This is a genomic window from Desulfovibrio faecalis (assembly GCF_053570625.1).
Genome location: NZ_JBRBQR010000001.1, coordinates 1,886,457 through 1,901,623 on the forward strand (window position 1 = coordinate 1,886,457; position 15,167 = coordinate 1,901,623).

The 15,167-nt window shown below is 59.4% G+C and carries 12 protein-coding genes; all 12 read right to left on the reverse strand.

Annotated features, from left to right (window positions below):
• Positions 1-75: 75 nt before the first annotated feature.
• The 12 genes from ACUZ79_RS08420 to nifD all read right to left on the reverse strand — a co-directional run bounded on the left by ACUZ79_RS08420 (position 76) and on the right by nifD (position 15,156).
• Complete coding sequence (locus ACUZ79_RS08420) at positions 76-1,092, reverse strand: J domain-containing protein (protein ID WP_449251308.1); 1,017 nt, start codon at positions 1,090-1,092, stop codon at positions 76-78.
• A 2-nt stretch (positions 1,093-1,094) separates the two neighbouring features.
• The gene (locus ACUZ79_RS08425) at positions 1,095-1,547 is read right to left on the reverse strand and encodes a YkgJ family cysteine cluster protein (protein ID WP_449251309.1); all 453 of its coding nucleotides are present in this window, start codon (positions 1,545-1,547) and stop codon (positions 1,095-1,097) included.
• A gap of 18 nt (positions 1,548-1,565) precedes the next feature.
• Positions 1,566-1,991 (reverse strand): CoA-binding protein, encoded by a 426-nt coding sequence (locus tag ACUZ79_RS08430; RefSeq protein ID WP_449251310.1) that lies wholly within the window; start codon positions 1,989-1,991, stop codon positions 1,566-1,568.
• A gap of 230 nt (positions 1,992-2,221) precedes the next feature.
• Positions 2,222-4,240 (reverse strand): cation:proton antiporter domain-containing protein, encoded by a 2,019-nt coding sequence (locus ACUZ79_RS08435; RefSeq protein WP_449251311.1) that lies wholly within the window; start codon positions 4,238-4,240, stop codon positions 2,222-2,224.
• Positions 4,241-4,373: 133 nt separating this feature from the next.
• Positions 4,374-5,315 carry a hypothetical protein gene (locus ACUZ79_RS08440; protein ID WP_449251312.1) on the reverse strand — a complete coding sequence of 314 codons (942 nt, stop codon included), beginning with the start codon at positions 5,313-5,315 and terminating at the stop codon, positions 4,374-4,376.
• Positions 5,316-5,326: 11 nt separating this feature from the next.
• Positions 5,327-5,977: a Fe-only nitrogenase accessory AnfO family protein gene (locus ACUZ79_RS08445; RefSeq protein ID WP_449251313.1), complete on the reverse strand. Its 651-nt coding sequence runs from the start codon at positions 5,975-5,977 to the stop codon at positions 5,327-5,329.
• Between the two features lie 64 nt (positions 5,978-6,041).
• Positions 6,042-6,905: a hypothetical protein gene (locus ACUZ79_RS08450; RefSeq protein WP_240824542.1), complete on the reverse strand. Its 864-nt coding sequence runs from the start codon at positions 6,903-6,905 to the stop codon at positions 6,042-6,044.
• Positions 6,898-7,842 carry a homocitrate synthase/isopropylmalate synthase family protein gene (locus ACUZ79_RS08455; protein WP_449251314.1) on the reverse strand — a complete coding sequence of 315 codons (945 nt, stop codon included), beginning with the start codon at positions 7,840-7,842 and terminating at the stop codon, positions 6,898-6,900. Before ACUZ79_RS08455 ends, ACUZ79_RS08450 begins: the two co-directional genes overlap by 8 nt.
• 81 nt (positions 7,843-7,923) lie before the next feature.
• Positions 7,924-10,635, reverse strand: a complete 2,712-nt coding sequence (gene nifB / locus ACUZ79_RS08460; protein ID WP_449251315.1) for a nitrogenase cofactor biosynthesis protein NifB — start codon at positions 10,633-10,635, stop codon at positions 7,924-7,926.
• Between the two features lie 74 nt (positions 10,636-10,709).
• Positions 10,710-12,137: a nitrogenase iron-molybdenum cofactor biosynthesis protein NifE gene (gene nifE, locus ACUZ79_RS08465; RefSeq protein WP_240824539.1), complete on the reverse strand. Its 1,428-nt coding sequence runs from the start codon at positions 12,135-12,137 to the stop codon at positions 10,710-10,712.
• 63 nt (positions 12,138-12,200) lie between these two features.
• On the reverse strand, positions 12,201-13,565 hold the full coding sequence (locus tag ACUZ79_RS08470; RefSeq protein WP_449251316.1) for a nitrogenase component 1: 1,365 nt from the start codon (positions 13,563-13,565) through the stop codon (positions 12,201-12,203).
• 1 nt (position 13,566) lies between these two features.
• Entirely contained in the window at positions 13,567-15,156 is a 1,590-nt protein-coding gene (gene nifD, locus ACUZ79_RS08475; protein WP_240824537.1) for a nitrogenase molybdenum-iron protein alpha chain, read from the reverse strand.
• Positions 15,157-15,167: the final 11 nt, after the last annotated feature.

Consider the following 15,167-nt stretch of genomic DNA (forward strand, 5'->3'; position numbering starts at 1 on the left):
GTGAGCAGACTAGTATAAACGAAAAGAGACCCCACGGGGTCTCTTTTCGTTTGCGGTGCGCATTAAAACGCTCGATCATTCGTTGGTGATAATCAGGTACAAGTCGCCTTGCCACGGCCCCACGCGTTTGCCCAGCCCGCGCAACCGAATGGGTTTGCCCACGGCAAAATCCGGCGGCAGGGTGACTTCGACCGTTTTCAGCTCGCCTGAAAGGGCCTGACGTATTTGCAGGCGAATGCGTTTGCCGGGCGCAAGGTTGGCCGAGGGCAGTGCAAGGGTTTGTTCTTCATCAATCTGACGGCGCAGCCAGCCCTTGACCATGCCGGTAACGCCCTTGCTGTAGTCTTTGTTCCACTTGGGCGTACCCCAGGCCAGATTGCTCTTGTGCAGTTTTACATTGCGCTTTTCCGCCGCCGGTTTTTCCTTGGGTTGGCCAAAAGAGGGCGCCTCTTTTTGGTAAGGCGCTTCCTGCTGGGGGGGCGCTTCTTCCTGATGCTGACGGTTCAGTTCGCTGTAAATATCTTCAAAAACGCGGCGGGCAAAGGGATCTGTGAGCAGGTCGCGCAGCACGTCATGTTCTGAATAGCCGTTCTGCGCGTTTTTTGGGCCTGCGGTTTTGCTTTCTTGCCGCTCTTGCTCCTGATCTTTTTGAGCCTTCCCGGCCTCGGCTGAGGCCTGCGCCCCGGCAGCAGCGTCAGCCGCGCCAGAGCTGGCTTCTTGTGCGTCAGAGTCCGCCTGCTGCCCGGTACTACCCTGAGAGGCATTTTCAGCCTGGGTCTTCTGCTCAGCCATGTCGTCAGTGGGTTCTTCCTTTGCGGCCCGCGCCTTGCTCTCTGCCTGCGCAGCCCTGCTGGCCTCGGTTGAAGCCCGTACGCCGTCCTCATGTTTGAGTATGGCGGAAAGGGCCACATAGGCCTCGTTGAGCAGCTGAAATTCCCGGCTGGCATCGGGGTTGCCGGGGTTGAGATCGGGGTGCAGCTCAAAAGCGCGACGCCGGTAGGCCCGCTTGAGGTCAGCCGTATCGGCGTCCTTTTTAAGCTTGAGAATGTCGTAGCATTCTTTCAACGATATCTGGCGGGGGCGGCGTCGCATGATTACTTCAGGATAAGCGCATTGGCTTCACAGGTGGCATCGGAAGCAAGCAGGCCGTTTTCGCGCAGATAGTCGCGGCCTTCGCGCGCAAAATCCGCATGCAGCGCGCCAGTTTCGATGCCGGGGCAGAATTCCTTGGCCATGGCAAGGCTGGCCGGGTCTTCGATATTGCCGCGAAAAAAGGGCCATGCGCGGCAGATTGAAGGATTGCCCTCATGCACGCCGCAGCCGCTGCCCTGGCGAAAAAACACGCAGTAGCCGTCTTCGCCGCAGCGAATTTTGAGCTTGCCGCCAATGCGCTCGCAATAGTTCTCCGCCACTGCTTCCGGCGCTTGCTGCATGTGCGCTGCCAGCCGGATCAGGTCTGTGGGGCTAACGACAATGCCGCCTCTTCCTTCGCAGCAGTGGCCGCACATGCGGCAGTTGAAAACAGATTCTCCGTGAGCGGCAGACATGGGCTATAATCCTTGGCCTTAAAAAGTGAGCGAGGGGCGCATGAGGCGCTCGTGTTCCACCATGATGCAGGAATCTTCAACCACTGTCATGCCTGTACGGGCTAACAGCTGACGTGCCTCAATCGAGCGTATGCCAAGCTGCATCCAGAAAACTTTTGGTTTCCAGGGCAGATCCAGTACTTCCTGCGCGTGGGCGGGGCAGTATTCCGGCGCGCGAAACAGATTGACGATATCCACCGGCCCGGGCAGTTCCGCAAGACAGGTTGCCGCAGGCAGCCCCCAAACGGTTTTGCGCACGGGATGGACAGGAAAAATCGTGTATCCCTGCTCCAGCAGATAGCGCCCGACCCTGTCCACGGCCTGTCCGGCTTTGTCCTTGGCGCCGATAATGGCAATGCTGCGTGATTCGCCAAACATGGCGCGCATCAGTCTGTCGTCAAGCATAGTACATCCATACCGCAAGAGGGCGGATTATCAGCGGGCAGCCCTTTGGGTTGCTCCCGTTAGTATATCTGTAATCAGTTTTAATAGACGGCAATGGCAAAATGCGCAAGTTCCCAGCCCCGGTTTGGCAGAATCTTTTACCCAAGTAGCGCTAATACCTTGCTGAGTTTGGCAATTAAAAGGAGGCAGGGCAAGCCCCGCCTCCTTTGTCGCAGCAATTGCGAAATGCGCTAGGCAGCCTTGGGCGGAGGGCTGGTTTCCTTGCCGGATTCGCGCAATGGGCCGGAAAAGAGAGGGGCTATTGCCAGAAGTTTATCTGTTTTGCCAAACAGGTACACCACGTCATCGGCCTGGAACTGGTCGTTGGGTTCCGGCGATGCCTGGGTTGCGCCGTCACGCAGAATGGCAATAACCGTTACGCCGTATTTGCGGCGCATCTGGCTTTGGGCAAGGCTGATGCCGCAAAGGGGCGAGGCGGCGGCAAGGCGCATGGCCTGAACGCCCATTTCCGGCAGGCGGCTGACCATGGAATCAAGCGAGTTTACCGATGCGCTCATGCGGCGGATCATGCGGTAATTCTCCTGCCGGATACGCGCGGCAAAGGAATCTATGTCCTGACGGGGAACCAGATAGCGCGTCAGCACGCGGCTGAAAACCTCAATGGAGGTTTCAAATTCTTCCGCGATCACTTCGTCCGCGCCAAGCGCGCGCAGGGGGGCCACCTCGCTCACAAAGCGGGTGCGCGCAATGATGTGGAGGTTGGGGTTGAACCGCCGGGCTTCAATAACAATGGAGCGCACAGCAGCCGGGTCCGAAATGACGATGGCGAGCACACGCGCCTTGGTGACGCCCAGATGCTCCAGAACGATTGGCTGCGAAGCGTCGCCGTGCGAAATGGGTTCCTTGTGCCGGTAGCGGGTAACGGTTTCGGGGTTCATTTCAAGGATGGTATAACATACGCCGGATTCACGGGCCACATGGGCCAGGTGTTTGCCGCTGATGCCAAAGCCCACAATGATCAGGTGGTCTTCCATGGCGCAGGCGCCTTCGTGATCTTCGGCTTTGGCGAGCATCCGTTCGTTGCGTTTGCCTGCAACCTTGTCGGCGAGAAGCGGGGCCACAGCCATAAGGCCGGGGGTCAGCATCATGGTGAGCACGCTGACATCAAGGAATGTCTGGTAGGCGTTCATGTCGAACAGCCCGGCAGCCAGACCAGATGCCGCCAGAACAAAGGCAAATTCGCCCACCTGCGCCAGGGAAAGGGACGTAACAATGGCAGCGCGCAGGGGATAGCCCTGCACCAGCACCGAAGGCAGGGTGAGCAGGGATTTTATGACGATGAACAGCACTGTCAGAACAATAATGGCGACAAAGTGCTGTAAAAAAAACTCCAGATTCAGCATCATGCCTACCGAGATGAAAAACAGGCTCATGAAAACGTCGCGGTAGGGCAAAATACCCGAAATAACGCTCATGCTGTATTCCGAGCGGGCGAGCATCAAACCGGCCAAAAAAGCTCCGAGCGAGAGCGAAAGGCCCAGATGATTGGTCAGCATGGCCATGCCGAGGCACAGGCCAAGGGTGGAGAGCAGCAGTATTTCCCTCGTGCGGGTGCGCACCACGGCTTCCATAAGCCTGTTGAGGCCAAAGCGGGCAAACAGCAGCACGCCGCCCAGCACCGCCACCACACGCAGGGTGGAGAACACCGCGCCCTGGAGCGAAAGCTCGAGCGTGCCCGCAAGCAGTGGCACCGCCAGCAGCATGGGCGCTACCATAATGTCCTGAAAAACAAGGATGGCGAGGGAAAGGCGGCCCGTGGGCGTGTTGGTGGCCCCGCGCTCCTGCAAAATGCGCAGCACGATGGCCGAGGACGAAAGCGCCACCAGACAGCCCCAGAAAAGGCCTTTCTGGTAGGTGGCATCGCGCAGCAGCATGGCAATACCTGCCACAGCAAGAACCGTCAGGCCGATTTGCAGGCTGCCGCCCAGAAAAACGGGCCGTTTCAGCCGATTGAGGGCCTCGCCGGAAAGTTCCATGCCTATTGTGAACAGCAGCATGGCAACGCCGAGTTCAGCAATATGGTCAATGGCCTGCATGTCTTTGACGATACCCAGCAGGGACGGGCCGCACAAAACGCCTGTAAGCAGAAAGCCCACGGTGGCGGGCAGTTTTATTTTGTTACAGACGATGGTGACGAAAATTGAAAGAAGAAAAATAATGACGATTTCATAGAGCAAAGGAACTTCCATGCGGCCTCCTGCGGCAATCTAGCACTGTGACCATATACAGCGCAAGACGCACTGCCGCAACAATGTTTGCGGCAGCAGGAGACCCGCCCAACTGATTGTAATTATAACAGGATTGCTGCTGTTGCGCAAAACCTCAGCTGCTCTCGCGCATGTCGGGCAGAGCCACAAAAGGCCCGACAGTTATGCCCTGCGCCGGGGCCTGCATGATCTGCTTGCCATCGTCCATGCGCACCAGCCCATTGGGCAGAAATTCCACCCGCAAGGGAACAACCACGGTGCGCAGCATGGTGAGCTGATCTTTTTCCAGGCGCGGCGACATGCATTTCTGCTCCGCGCCTTGCTGCCAGCGCAGGGAGCAGGCGGCGGTGACAAGGCCGGAAACCGTGCCATCTTCACCAAAGCACAGGGAATTGACGTCGCCGCAGATGGCCGAGGCTGCGGGGTCGTAAGCAGCAATCTGCCCAGTGGAGGTCGGCACATGCACAGGCCGCGCCGGTTCGCAGCTCCGCAGCGCGCCGCTCTCATAAAAGGCGCAGCCGTACCTCACGGGCATGGGGCCAAGCGGGGTGGCAAGCAGGATTGTTTCGCCGGGCCAGAAGGTGACGCTTTCCAGCACGCCTGAAGGGTAGAAACGCAGGCCCTGAACTTTTGCGCTCACTTCCTGCCCGTGTAGAGAAAGGGATATCTGGCTTGCCAGTTTGCGCTCGTCCTGTTCTGTCCAGTAGCCGCTGAGCTTGCCTTTGCGCAGCAAAATACGCTTGAGCGCCCCGTTTCCGTGCCATGCCAGCCATTCGGCGGGCATGTCGCCAAGGGGGGTGCTTATGCTTGTTTGATCTTGCAGTTCCAGACTACGCCACATGCCGTTGGGGTAGAGGCTGAAGCTCTTGACGCCGCTGCGGCGTACGTCTTCCGGGTCATAGTGGGGCCTGAGCCAACCGTGGGGCGTGGGTACGGTATCTTCTGCCAGCAGGCGGCAATCCTGCGGCGCGCCGCCGGGCCAGCGGGAGAGTACATGCACGTTTGTGATGGTGCCGTAGGGCGTGGCCACAGTTTCAAGTTGCAGGGCGGTACCCATAACATAGACTCCTAACGTCCATTGGACGCAGTTTCACCGCAAAGCGCATGCGAAATACGGGCGCGGACGGTTCCGTCATCCTGCCGGGTGAGGGCGCATGTCAGGCGCTGCTGGCGCATGTGCTCCTCAAGCCAGGGGGGCATGTGCCCGCAGATGATTTCCAGTTCCACAAAGGGCGTGGACGCAAAAAAGGGACGCAGGGCTTTTTTTGATGTAATTTCCGGGTGCGCGGCCTGCACTTCCATAAGATTGATGCTGTATACGCCGGGCGTATCTGTGGGCGTGGGCGCGGTGGGAACCTGCACCTCCCCTTGGGCGGAAGCCAGAATCTCGCTGGCCAGGGCATCCAGAATATCGGGCGAGAATGCGTCCAGCTCGCACAGGCAAAAGCCCATGCGGCTGAGTTCGTTGTAGGCAAGACCGGAAATACTGGCCCCGGCTATGGCCGCCCCTGCGGGCAGCAGAAGGGCCAGTTGGCGCAGCCGATCGCGCATCTGGGGCAGGGTGCCGCAGCCTTCAAGAGAAAAGGGCACGGGATCACAGGCATGCCAGCCCTTACCCGTGCTCCAGTCGCGCTGCCAGACGGAAAGGTGGGTGCAGTTTTCCATTGAGGTGATTGAATTATCTGTATTTTCCAATACTGCAATGCAGTCGCATTTCATGGCGATCTCCATATGCTTGGGGAAGGTGTCCGTGAGTATACTGGCGCAAAAGGCTCGTGTGTCTCTACAAGCCAAAAGGACGTGTGCCGTAGCTGTACCCCAAATGCTTGCCCCAGCCGTTCATGGATTTTTGCGGCAAAAGCGTGGCCGCAAGGCGTTCCAGTTCAAGTGCCTTGCGCGCGTCCACCGCGCAGGATGTATTGCCAAGCCGCGCAGCCGCCGCCGTAAAGGTGGCAAGCCCACAGTTGCCAGCCCGCTCGCCAATGCCCCACAACGTTGTATTGACGTAGCGCGCCCCGGCGTTCACAGCCATGAGTGAATTGGCAACAGCCATGCCAAAGTCGTTGTGCGCGTGGATTTCCACATCCACGCCTGTCTCGCGCAGCATGCGCACGGCCCGCCAGACCTTGTCTGGCGTGTAACAGCCCACGGTATCGCTGAGCCGCACCCGCACCACGCCGCACTGACGCGCCGCCTTTGCCGCTTCGCGCAACTGGTCGGGCGAGGCGTGGGAGGCATCTTCAAAGCCAACTGTCACTTCCGCGCCACGGCTTGCGGCGAGTGCCGCGCACTTGGCAAGGGAGGCCATTACCTCGGCGCGGGTGGTTTTGAGCTTGTCCTTGATCTGCCGGTCAGAAACCGGGCAGCACAGATGAATGATATGCGGGGAGCAGTCAAAGGAGTGGCGCACATCGCTTTCGCGCAGGCGGTTCCAGGTGGAAACGCGGGCATTGGAACAGGCCTCGCGGATGGAGCGGATGGTGGCCTTTTCGTTTTCACCCATGGCGGGGACGCCCGCCTCGATCTGGTCCACGCCAGCTTCGTCCATCATGGCGGCAAGGCGGATTTTCAGGGCAGGGGGAAATGCAAAACCGGGAGCCTGCTCGCCGTCGCGCAGTGTGGTGTCGACAATAATGATCTCAGGCATGGCCCACCTCCACAGAAACCGTTGCGCCCGAAAGACCGCAACAGTCCGTTCGGGCAGAAGACAAGGATTCGGGGGGATGGCATGTGTGACACAGGTCGAGAAACTGGGCATCGGTCAGGCTGCATTGCTGGCGCTCGGCATGCTGCTGAACCAGTTCCAGCATATGTTCTTCCGCCGTGCGCGGCAAGCTCAAACCAAGCTGGCGGGCCTTGATGCGCAACGAAACACGCCCTGAGTGCTTGCCTACCACAATCTGGCGTTCAAGCCCCACAGTGGCTGGGGCATATGGCTCGTACAGAAAGGGCTTTTTGACAATGCCGTCCACATGGATGCCGGATTCTACAGCAAAGATATCCGCGCCCAGCACGGCCTTGTGGTGGGAAACTTCCTGGCCTGCCTCCCTGAGCAGAGCTGTTGCTTCAGGCAGTTTGTCCAGATGCGTCAGGCCTGTCTCCAGACCCTGGGCGTACAGGCTCAGGGCCACTTCTTCCAGGGCAGGCCCGGCATCGGGGCCGTGCAGGGCAGAGCCGCCAATGCAGCCCGCCACCCGGAGGCCGCCCTTGAGCAGCCACAGCACGGCAAGTGCCGTGGCGCAGCCCGCGTGGTCGCCCGGGCAGAACTCCACTGTATCCTTGATGGCGGCAAAGCGCGGCCAGAGTTCCGTTTCAAAGGTATAGAGAGCGTCACAGCAACCGCTCAGGCGCGACCACGGCCCGTTAAGGTTCGGGCGTTTGCCCGTGCGGCGGGCCTTGGTGCTGGCTGCTGCAAATTGCAGGTCTGGGGGAATTTCGACCACAAAGCCCATGTGGTGCATGAGGTCGATCCATTCCCCGGCCCAGAGCGCAAATGCGTCTGCGGTCTGCCTTTCCTCTTGCGAGTGCGCGGCTGGCAGCACCCGGTAGAGCAGGCAGAGCGTTCTGTCCACCAGTTGCGGCATGGAAATAACCTCTTGGCAAAGATGGCGTGTGCCCCGGCCTGACCGGTTTGCCTCCGGTCAGGCCGTAGGATTGGGCCGGAATTATCCGCAGAGCGCCCTGGCGGCGTCATTCACGGCCTTGTCCACATTTTCATAGAGGGTGAACACGCGTATTCCCTTGGTCTCAAGCTTTTTCAGCGGGCTTTCGCCTATGCGCAGGGCCAGCACGCCCTTGCAGTCGTCCACGGCGGCCAGAATGCCAGCCATGCGCCCGGCCTTTTCGCCGCAGTCGTCCATGCCGTTGCAGTATTTGGAGACGCTGCGAGTTTCCACGTAGCTGGCGGCGTCGCCATCGCTTTCGTAGATGTAGAACTGTTCGGCCTGACCAAAGTGCTGATCAACGGTCATGCCTGTCTTGGAAGCCACGGCGATGCGTATCTTGCGGGCCACGGCGGGCTTGGTTTCTTCCGCAGCGGGGGCCTTTTCGGCCACGGGCGGGCGGTACTCAATGGACTTGTCGTCGCCCAGCAGGCCCACGGCATCGGCGCGGCACTGCTTGCAATGGTACATCTGCTTGAGCGTGGGCTCGCAGCTGCGGCGCATGTCCATGAGCTCCTTGTTGCTCACAAGGGGCATGTTTTCAAAAACGCTGCCCTTGACCGGGATGAGCTGCATGATGTTGGTCATCACAGCGCCCAGCTCGCGCGCGGTTTCCACTACCTGCGGGATGTGCCCGTCGTTGATGCCCTTGAGCAGTACCGTGTTGACCTTGCTCACTATGCCAGCCTGGGAGAGGGCGCGCAGGCCCGCCATCTGGTTTGCCAGCAGGAGGGCGGCTGCGGTTTCGCCCGTGTAGCGCTTGCCCCTGTACATGGCGAACTTGTAAATCTGCGCGCCAATGGCGGGGTCAACGGCGTTGATGGTCACGGTGGCGTGGCTCACGCCCACGCGCTTCATGTCTTCCACGTATTCCGGCAGGGCCAGACCGTTGGTGGACATGCAGAAGGTGATATTGGGGTCTTCCTTGCGGATCATCTCCAGCGTGCGGAAGGTTTCCTCGGGATTGGCCAGCGTGTCGCCGGGGCCGGCGATGCCCACAACCGTAAGGTTGGGCATGTCGCGCTTAACCTTCATAAAGTGGTCAAAAGCCTGTGCGGGCGTGAGTACGGCGGTGGTGACGCCGGGGCGGCTTTCGTTAACGCAGTCGTACTTGCGCAGGCAGTAGTTGCAGCTCAGGTTGCACTTGGGCGCGATGGGCAGGTGCAGGCGCGCCGAGGTGGCACAGGCCCCACAGGAAAAACATGGGTGGGACTTGGTGCGCTCGGCATTGACGGAGGCGGCGCTGCCAGCGGCATGGACGGCTGAAGGGGCTGTTACAGGCACAAGAGGCTCTATGACCGGGGCCGCAACTTCTATGCGGGAGGCATCAGCTTCCATGACGGCTTCATCCTTGAAGTATTTGTTGAGAAGCTCCTCGCGGAAGCTGCCCTCGGTGAACTGCAACATGGCGTTTGCCGTGGCTTCCATGAGGCTGAGCGAGCCATCATAGAAGAGCATGCGTGTGCGCTGGCCGCCGACCCTGTCGTGGATGGGAAAGCCGTAGCGCAGCAGCGGAACGTGGTGGCGCTCCTCAATGCGGCGGCCATCGGAATTACCCAGCATGAGGTTGGCCTTGCGCGCCAGCATGGCGTTTTCAATGGCGGCAAAGTCTGCAAAATTCAGAATGTCGTAATCGCCGCTGAACTGGGTTTCCGTAGCCTGAGCCATGTCGGGCGCAAGCATTTTTTCAAAGGCGGCGCAGCGGCTGCCGGTGGCGGCCACCACGGGGACAGCCCCATTTTCGCACGAGGCGCGCACAAGGGCCAGCACCATGTCCGGCTCGCCAAATACGGCAACGCGGCTCTGGGCGTTATACTTGTGCGCATCGATCATGGCGTCAAGGTAGCGGGCGCGCTCTTCACGTACAGTGGCGGGGATGGTTCCGCCAAGGGCTTCAAGCGTGGCTACAAAGGCGTCGGTATCACGCAGGCCCACGGGTAGGTTCATGCGCAGCAGCGGCACGCCGTAAGTATCGCGCAGGTACGCGCCGGGGGAATAACCCTCGGGGCAGAAGGGCGCAAGTTCAAGAGTCATGCGCGCGCCAGCCATGAGGCCGATGCGGGCAAGCGTGGTGCCATACTGGGGCAGCCTGTTATAGTCGTCTTCATGCCCGCCATCAAGATTCTGCGAAAGGTCGGGCAGCAGCACGTATTCGAGGCCGCTGGCGTCGAGCAGCAGCTTGAGGGCTCTGGTATCCGCCGCAGAGAGGTGCCCGGTGATGATGTTGACCACGTTATTGGGCGCGGCGCTCATGGGCACGTGGCGCACAATGGCGTGCAATGCGCGGAAAAATCCTTCGTACTGAGAGCCGCTGTAGCCCGGCGAGGCCACGGGAATGATGGTGGCCGTCACTTCCGGGTGTTCGTCCTTGAACTGCTTGATGATGGCGGGCACGTCCTCGCCGATGGTTTCGGCAAGGCAGGTGGTGGAAACGCCGATCACCTCGGGATTGTAGAGCTTGATGAGGTTTTCAAGCCCCTTGAGCAGATTCTTGGTGCCGCCGAAGACCGTGCCTTCTTCCGTAAGCGAAGAGGAGGCGATATCCACCGGCTCATTGTAATGGGTTGCCATGTGCCGCCGAATATAGGTGCTGCACCCCTGCGAACCGTGCAGAATGCTCATGCTCTTGCTGATGCCGTAAAAGGCGCTTACCGAACCCATGGGCATGCACATCTTGCAGGGATTTGTATTCAGGTTGACAAGATTGGCGCTCATTGTCTTCTCCTTTGTTCCAGGCGGCCTTTGGGCCGCAGCGGCGGGCAAACTGCGTGCAAGCCGATTACGCTGTGCTAGAAATGTGCTGCTCTTGCTGCCAGTGCTTCACGCACCAGACTGGCCTGCGCCTGCGTTGCCTCGGCAAATGAGGCAGAGCTGCGCGTGAACTGCCACACAGGGCTGTTGATGGAAAGGTTCACCTCGCGGGTGAAGTTTTCCACGCCTTCAAAACCGCCCAGAGCGTGCTTGCGCTCGTGGTTGTGGTCGCAAAAGGCAATGCCGAGCTTGTAGGCGAGGGGGCGTTCCTTGACGCCGCCAACCAGAATATCCGCGCCTTTCTGCTTCATGAAGGTTTCAAGCTCTGCGGGGTTGGCATCGTCCAGAATGACGGTGCCGGGGTTAACGAGGCTTGAAATGATTTCATAATCTTCAGGCTTGCCGGTCTGGGTGCCGACCACTACGGTTTCAATGCCCATTTCGTTAAACTGACGGATGAGCGATATGGCCTTGAAGCCGCCGCCCACAAAGATGGCGGCCTTTTTGCCCACAAAGTGCGGCTTGTACTGTTCAAGAAAAGCTTCCGCCTTTGTGCCGCGTTCAGAGATAAGGGCTTCAGCCTTGCGCTTTGCGTAGTCGTCATTGAGGCGCTCGGCCACCTGCCGCAGGGCGGTGGATGTGTCTTCCACCCCAAAGAAGCTGGCGCGCATCCATGGGACGCCCATTTCGTCTTCCATGCGGTGGGCCAGATACATCATGGAGCCAGCGCACTGCACGATATTGAGCTGGGCAGCCGGGGCCTTGATGAGCGTTTCGTACGCGGCATCGCCCGTGAGCGTGGCGACAATGGGAATGCCCATCTCGCGCAGGTAGTTGCGGATGATCCACATTTCGCCTGCAAGGTTGTAGTCGCCAAGAATGTTGACGCCCTTGATCTTTGGCTGTTCCTTATGCGGCTCCATAAGCTGCACAAGGGCGTTGCAGGCCATGCGGTAGCCCGTGGACTTGGTGCCCGAAAAGCCCGGAGCCTTGACCGCGATCACCCGGATGCCGTGCTTTTTTTCCGCATTGCGGCACACGGCTTCCACATCGTCGCCGATAACGCCCACGATGCAGGTGGCGTACACAAAGATGAGCTTGGGCGAATAGTTGGCTATGGCCTCGTCAATGGCGCGGGTGAGCTTTTCCGCGCCGCCAAAGACGATGTCCTTTTCCTGCAAGTCAGTGGAAAAACTGTTGCGGAACAGTTCCGACCCGCTGGTGAGGCTGCCGCGAATGTCCCAGGTGTAGCTGGCGCAGCCGATGGGGCCGTGCACGATATGAAAGGCGTCAGTAATGGGGTTTAACACCACGCGCGCACCGCAGTACACGCAGGCCCGCTGGCTCACGGAACCGGCCACGCTGGCCGTATCGCAACGCAGGCCGTCGCCGCTACAGCAGCCCCCGCCCTTGTTTCCCTTTTCCTTGATGGACGTACGGCGTTCTTCAAGTATTTCCATAGCCATGGGAACCCCCTTGCAAGGGCGGGGGGGTGCCCCCCCCCGGCCCTATTGCGGCTTTGAGCCGTCTTACATAATCAGATCCATGTCTTCGTCGGCGCAATTGCGGTCAAACTCTTCCATGAGCGTATCTGCTATCCTGGTGGCGAGCTGGAACGCGCCACGGTAGCCGACCATGGGCAGCGAGGCGTGTCCGTAGCGGTCAAGCACCGGGAAACCGGCGCGAACCAGGGGAATGCCCTCGGCCTTGGCGATCTGCTTGCCGTGAGAGTTGCCGAGCAAGAGATCAACGGGTTCTTCCTTGATGAACTGGTGCAGGTCAAAGAGGTCCTTGGCGGCAAAGGCCTGACACTCTTCTTCCTTGCCGTATTCCTTGAACATGGCCTTGGACAGTTTGACGAAGGTTTCGCCGGGCGTACCGGTGAGCACGTACTTGGGGATCATGCCCAGTTCGAGGCAGAAGCGGGTCATGCCAAGCACTGTGTCGGGGTCGCCGTACACGGCAACCTTTTTGCCGTAGAAGTACGGGTTTGCGTCCAGCATGAGGTCGAGCAGGCGGCCGCGTTCTTCATCGATGAGCGGGTCAACTTCGCCGCCGTTGAGGTTTGCCATGGCCATGACAAAGGCATCGGTATCCGCCAGGCCGATGGGCAGGGGCAGCAGGTCGTAATCCACGCCGCACTTGCGCTTGAGCTGGGCTGCGGGTTCCTCGCTGGTCAGGCGGCCAAGAGCCAGAACCTTGCGGCACGAGCCGAGGTCGCGGATTTCTTCAACCGTGGTGCCGCCATCGGGATACATCTTGTATTCGCCGGTCATGGGCGCATCCATGACGTTGCTGCAATCGGGGAACATGATGGACTTGAGCTTCATCAGGTTCACAAGGTGCTTGTACTCGCGGATGTCGCCGGGGTTCACGAAACCGGGGAACACCGCCACGGTTTCCGTGGTCTTGCCCTTGGCGGCAAGGTATTTGATGAACCCTGCCATCATGTTGCCAAAACCCGTCACGTGCGAGCCAACATAGCTCGGCGTGTTGCAGTGCACCACGATCTTGTCGTCCGGAATTTCCATGTCGTCGATGTAGGTCTTGAGGTCATCGCCGATGGTTTCAGAAAGACAGGTGGTATGCACGGCAATGATGTCCGGATTGTAGACTTCAAAGGCCGTCTTGACGCCCTGGCGGATGTTGGGGCCGCCGCCGAACACGCACGCGCCTTCGGTAAAGGAGCTGGTGACGGCAATGGCGGGTTCCTTAAAGTGACGCGTAAGGTAGGTGCGGTGGTAAGAAGCGCAACCCTGCGATCCGTGGCTGTACGGCATGCAATTACGCACGCCCAGGGCGGCAAACAATGCGCCAACAGGCTGACAGGTCTTGCACGGGTTGATAAGAACGCCCGATCTGTTCACATGTGTCTTTGGGGTGAGGTCAAGCATACTATTCTCCCACAGTTCCTTGCAGGGTGGCGCGGTTCTTCCAGGGCGGGGTTACCATGTGCCACGCGGGGGTGAAGTAACCCATGCAGAGGTCGTAACCGAACTGCGTTGCGCCCTTGAAACCCGCGTAAGGCCCGCTGTAATCGTAGCTGTGCAGCTGGCGCGAGAGGGTCCCGGCCTTTTGCAGCGCGTACTTGTCCTTGATGCCGGAGAAGAACATGTCGGGCTTGAGGATTTCCATAAATTTTTCAGCTTCGTACATGTTGAGGTCGTCAACCACGTAGGTGCCCTCGTCCATGTCGCGTATCATGCCGTGGTACTTTTCAAGCGGGATCTCGGCGGCCAGCTTGTCGTACTGTTCCTGGGTAAGGTAGGCGTGATACTTCTTTTCGTCCTTTTCCACCGTGATGTGTTCGATGTTCTTGCTGTCCGCGTCGTCCTTGATGTTGGGGATGATTTCCCGGCCTTCGTAGTCGTCGCGGTGGCCGAATTCGTACCCGGCAAGCACGGTCTTGATGCCCAGGTCCTGCAACAGACCCTGATAGTGGTGCGAACGGCTGCCGCCCACAAAAAGGGCTGCGGTCTTGCCGTTGAGGCGGGCCTTGTAGGCCGCCATCTGATCCTGCACCTCGGCCAGTTCTTCGGCGATGACTTGTTCGGTGCGCTGCGCAAGCTCGGGGTCGCCAAAGTAGGCTGCCATGTCGCGCAGGCTCTGAACTGTTCCTTCCAGACCGATAAAGTTGACCTTGAGCCAGTCCACGCCGTACTTGGTCTTCATCATTTCGGCGATGTAGTTGATGGAGCGGTGGCACTGCACGAGGTTCAGGTTGGCCTTGTGCGAGCTGGCGATGCGTTCCACTTCACCATCGCCGGTGAACACCGAAACCACTTCGTAACCGATCTTTTTAAGGATGCGTTCCTGCTCCCATCCGTCGCCGCCGATGTTGTATTCGCCAAGGATGTTGACCGAATACTTGGTGGCGGGTTCATAATCGCCAGTACCAATAACGCGCTTCATAAGGCCGTTGTTGGCGATGTGGTGGCCCGCCGATTGGCTTACGCCCTTATAACCTTCGCAGCTGTATGCTACGCAGCGGATGCCGTATTCCTTTTCAGCTTCTGCGGCCACGGCCTGGATGTCGTCGCCGATCAGGCCCACAGGGCAGGTGGCGGCGATCATGATGGTCTTGGGGTGCATAAGCTCCATGATTTCATCAATGGCCTTCTTGAGCTTTTTGGTGCCGCCAAAGACGATGTCCGGTTCCTGCATGTCCGTGGTAAAGCAGTACTGGATGTAGTTGGGGGCGTCCCCTTCTGCCTTGGCCTTGTTGCGGCGCGTGCCCCAGCTGTAGAAGCCGCAGCCCACAGGGCCGTGAGTGATCGTAACCATGTCCTTGATGGGACCGAGCACAACGCCCTTGCAGCCAGCGTAACAGCAGCCCCGGTTGGTCATGATGCCGGGAATGGCACGCGTGTTGGCGATAATAATCTGGTCTTCCGCAGGATTGACCTTGAGCATGTGCTCCTTGCGGTTCTTGAAGACCTTGGCGTTGTAGCGCTCAAGCACTACTGCGTTGGCGTCAATACTCATACATACCTTCC

Coding starts and splice junctions, on each gene's coding strand:
- ACUZ79_RS08420 (WP_449251308.1), bottom strand. CDS start 1,092: ATGCGACGCCGCCCCCGCCAGATATCGTTGAAAGAATGCTACGACATT.
- ACUZ79_RS08425 (WP_449251309.1), bottom strand. CDS start 1,547: ATGTCTGCCGCTCACGGAGAATCTGTTTTCAACTGCCGCATGTGCGGC.
- ACUZ79_RS08430 (WP_449251310.1), bottom strand. CDS start 1,991: ATGCTTGACGACAGACTGATGCGCGCCATGTTTGGCGAATCACGCAGC.
- ACUZ79_RS08435 (WP_449251311.1), bottom strand. CDS start 4,240: ATGGAAGTTCCTTTGCTCTATGAAATCGTCATTATTTTTCTTCTTTCA.
- ACUZ79_RS08440 (WP_449251312.1), bottom strand. CDS start 5,315: ATGGGTACCGCCCTGCAACTTGAAACTGTGGCCACGCCCTACGGCACC.
- ACUZ79_RS08445 (WP_449251313.1), bottom strand. CDS start 5,977: ATGAAATGCGACTGCATTGCAGTATTGGAAAATACAGATAATTCAATC.
- ACUZ79_RS08450 (WP_240824542.1), bottom strand. CDS start 6,905: ATGCCTGAGATCATTATTGTCGACACCACACTGCGCGACGGCGAGCAG.
- ACUZ79_RS08455 (WP_449251314.1), bottom strand. CDS start 7,842: ATGCCGCAACTGGTGGACAGAACGCTCTGCCTGCTCTACCGGGTGCTG.
- nifB (WP_449251315.1), bottom strand. CDS start 10,635: ATGAGCGCCAATCTTGTCAACCTGAATACAAATCCCTGCAAGATGTGC.
- nifE (WP_240824539.1), bottom strand. CDS start 12,137: ATGGCTATGGAAATACTTGAAGAACGCCGTACGTCCATCAAGGAAAAG.
- ACUZ79_RS08470 (WP_449251316.1), bottom strand. CDS start 13,565: ATGCTTGACCTCACCCCAAAGACACATGTGAACAGATCGGGCGTTCTT.
- nifD (WP_240824537.1), bottom strand. CDS start 15,156: ATGAGTATTGACGCCAACGCAGTAGTGCTTGAGCGCTACAACGCCAAG.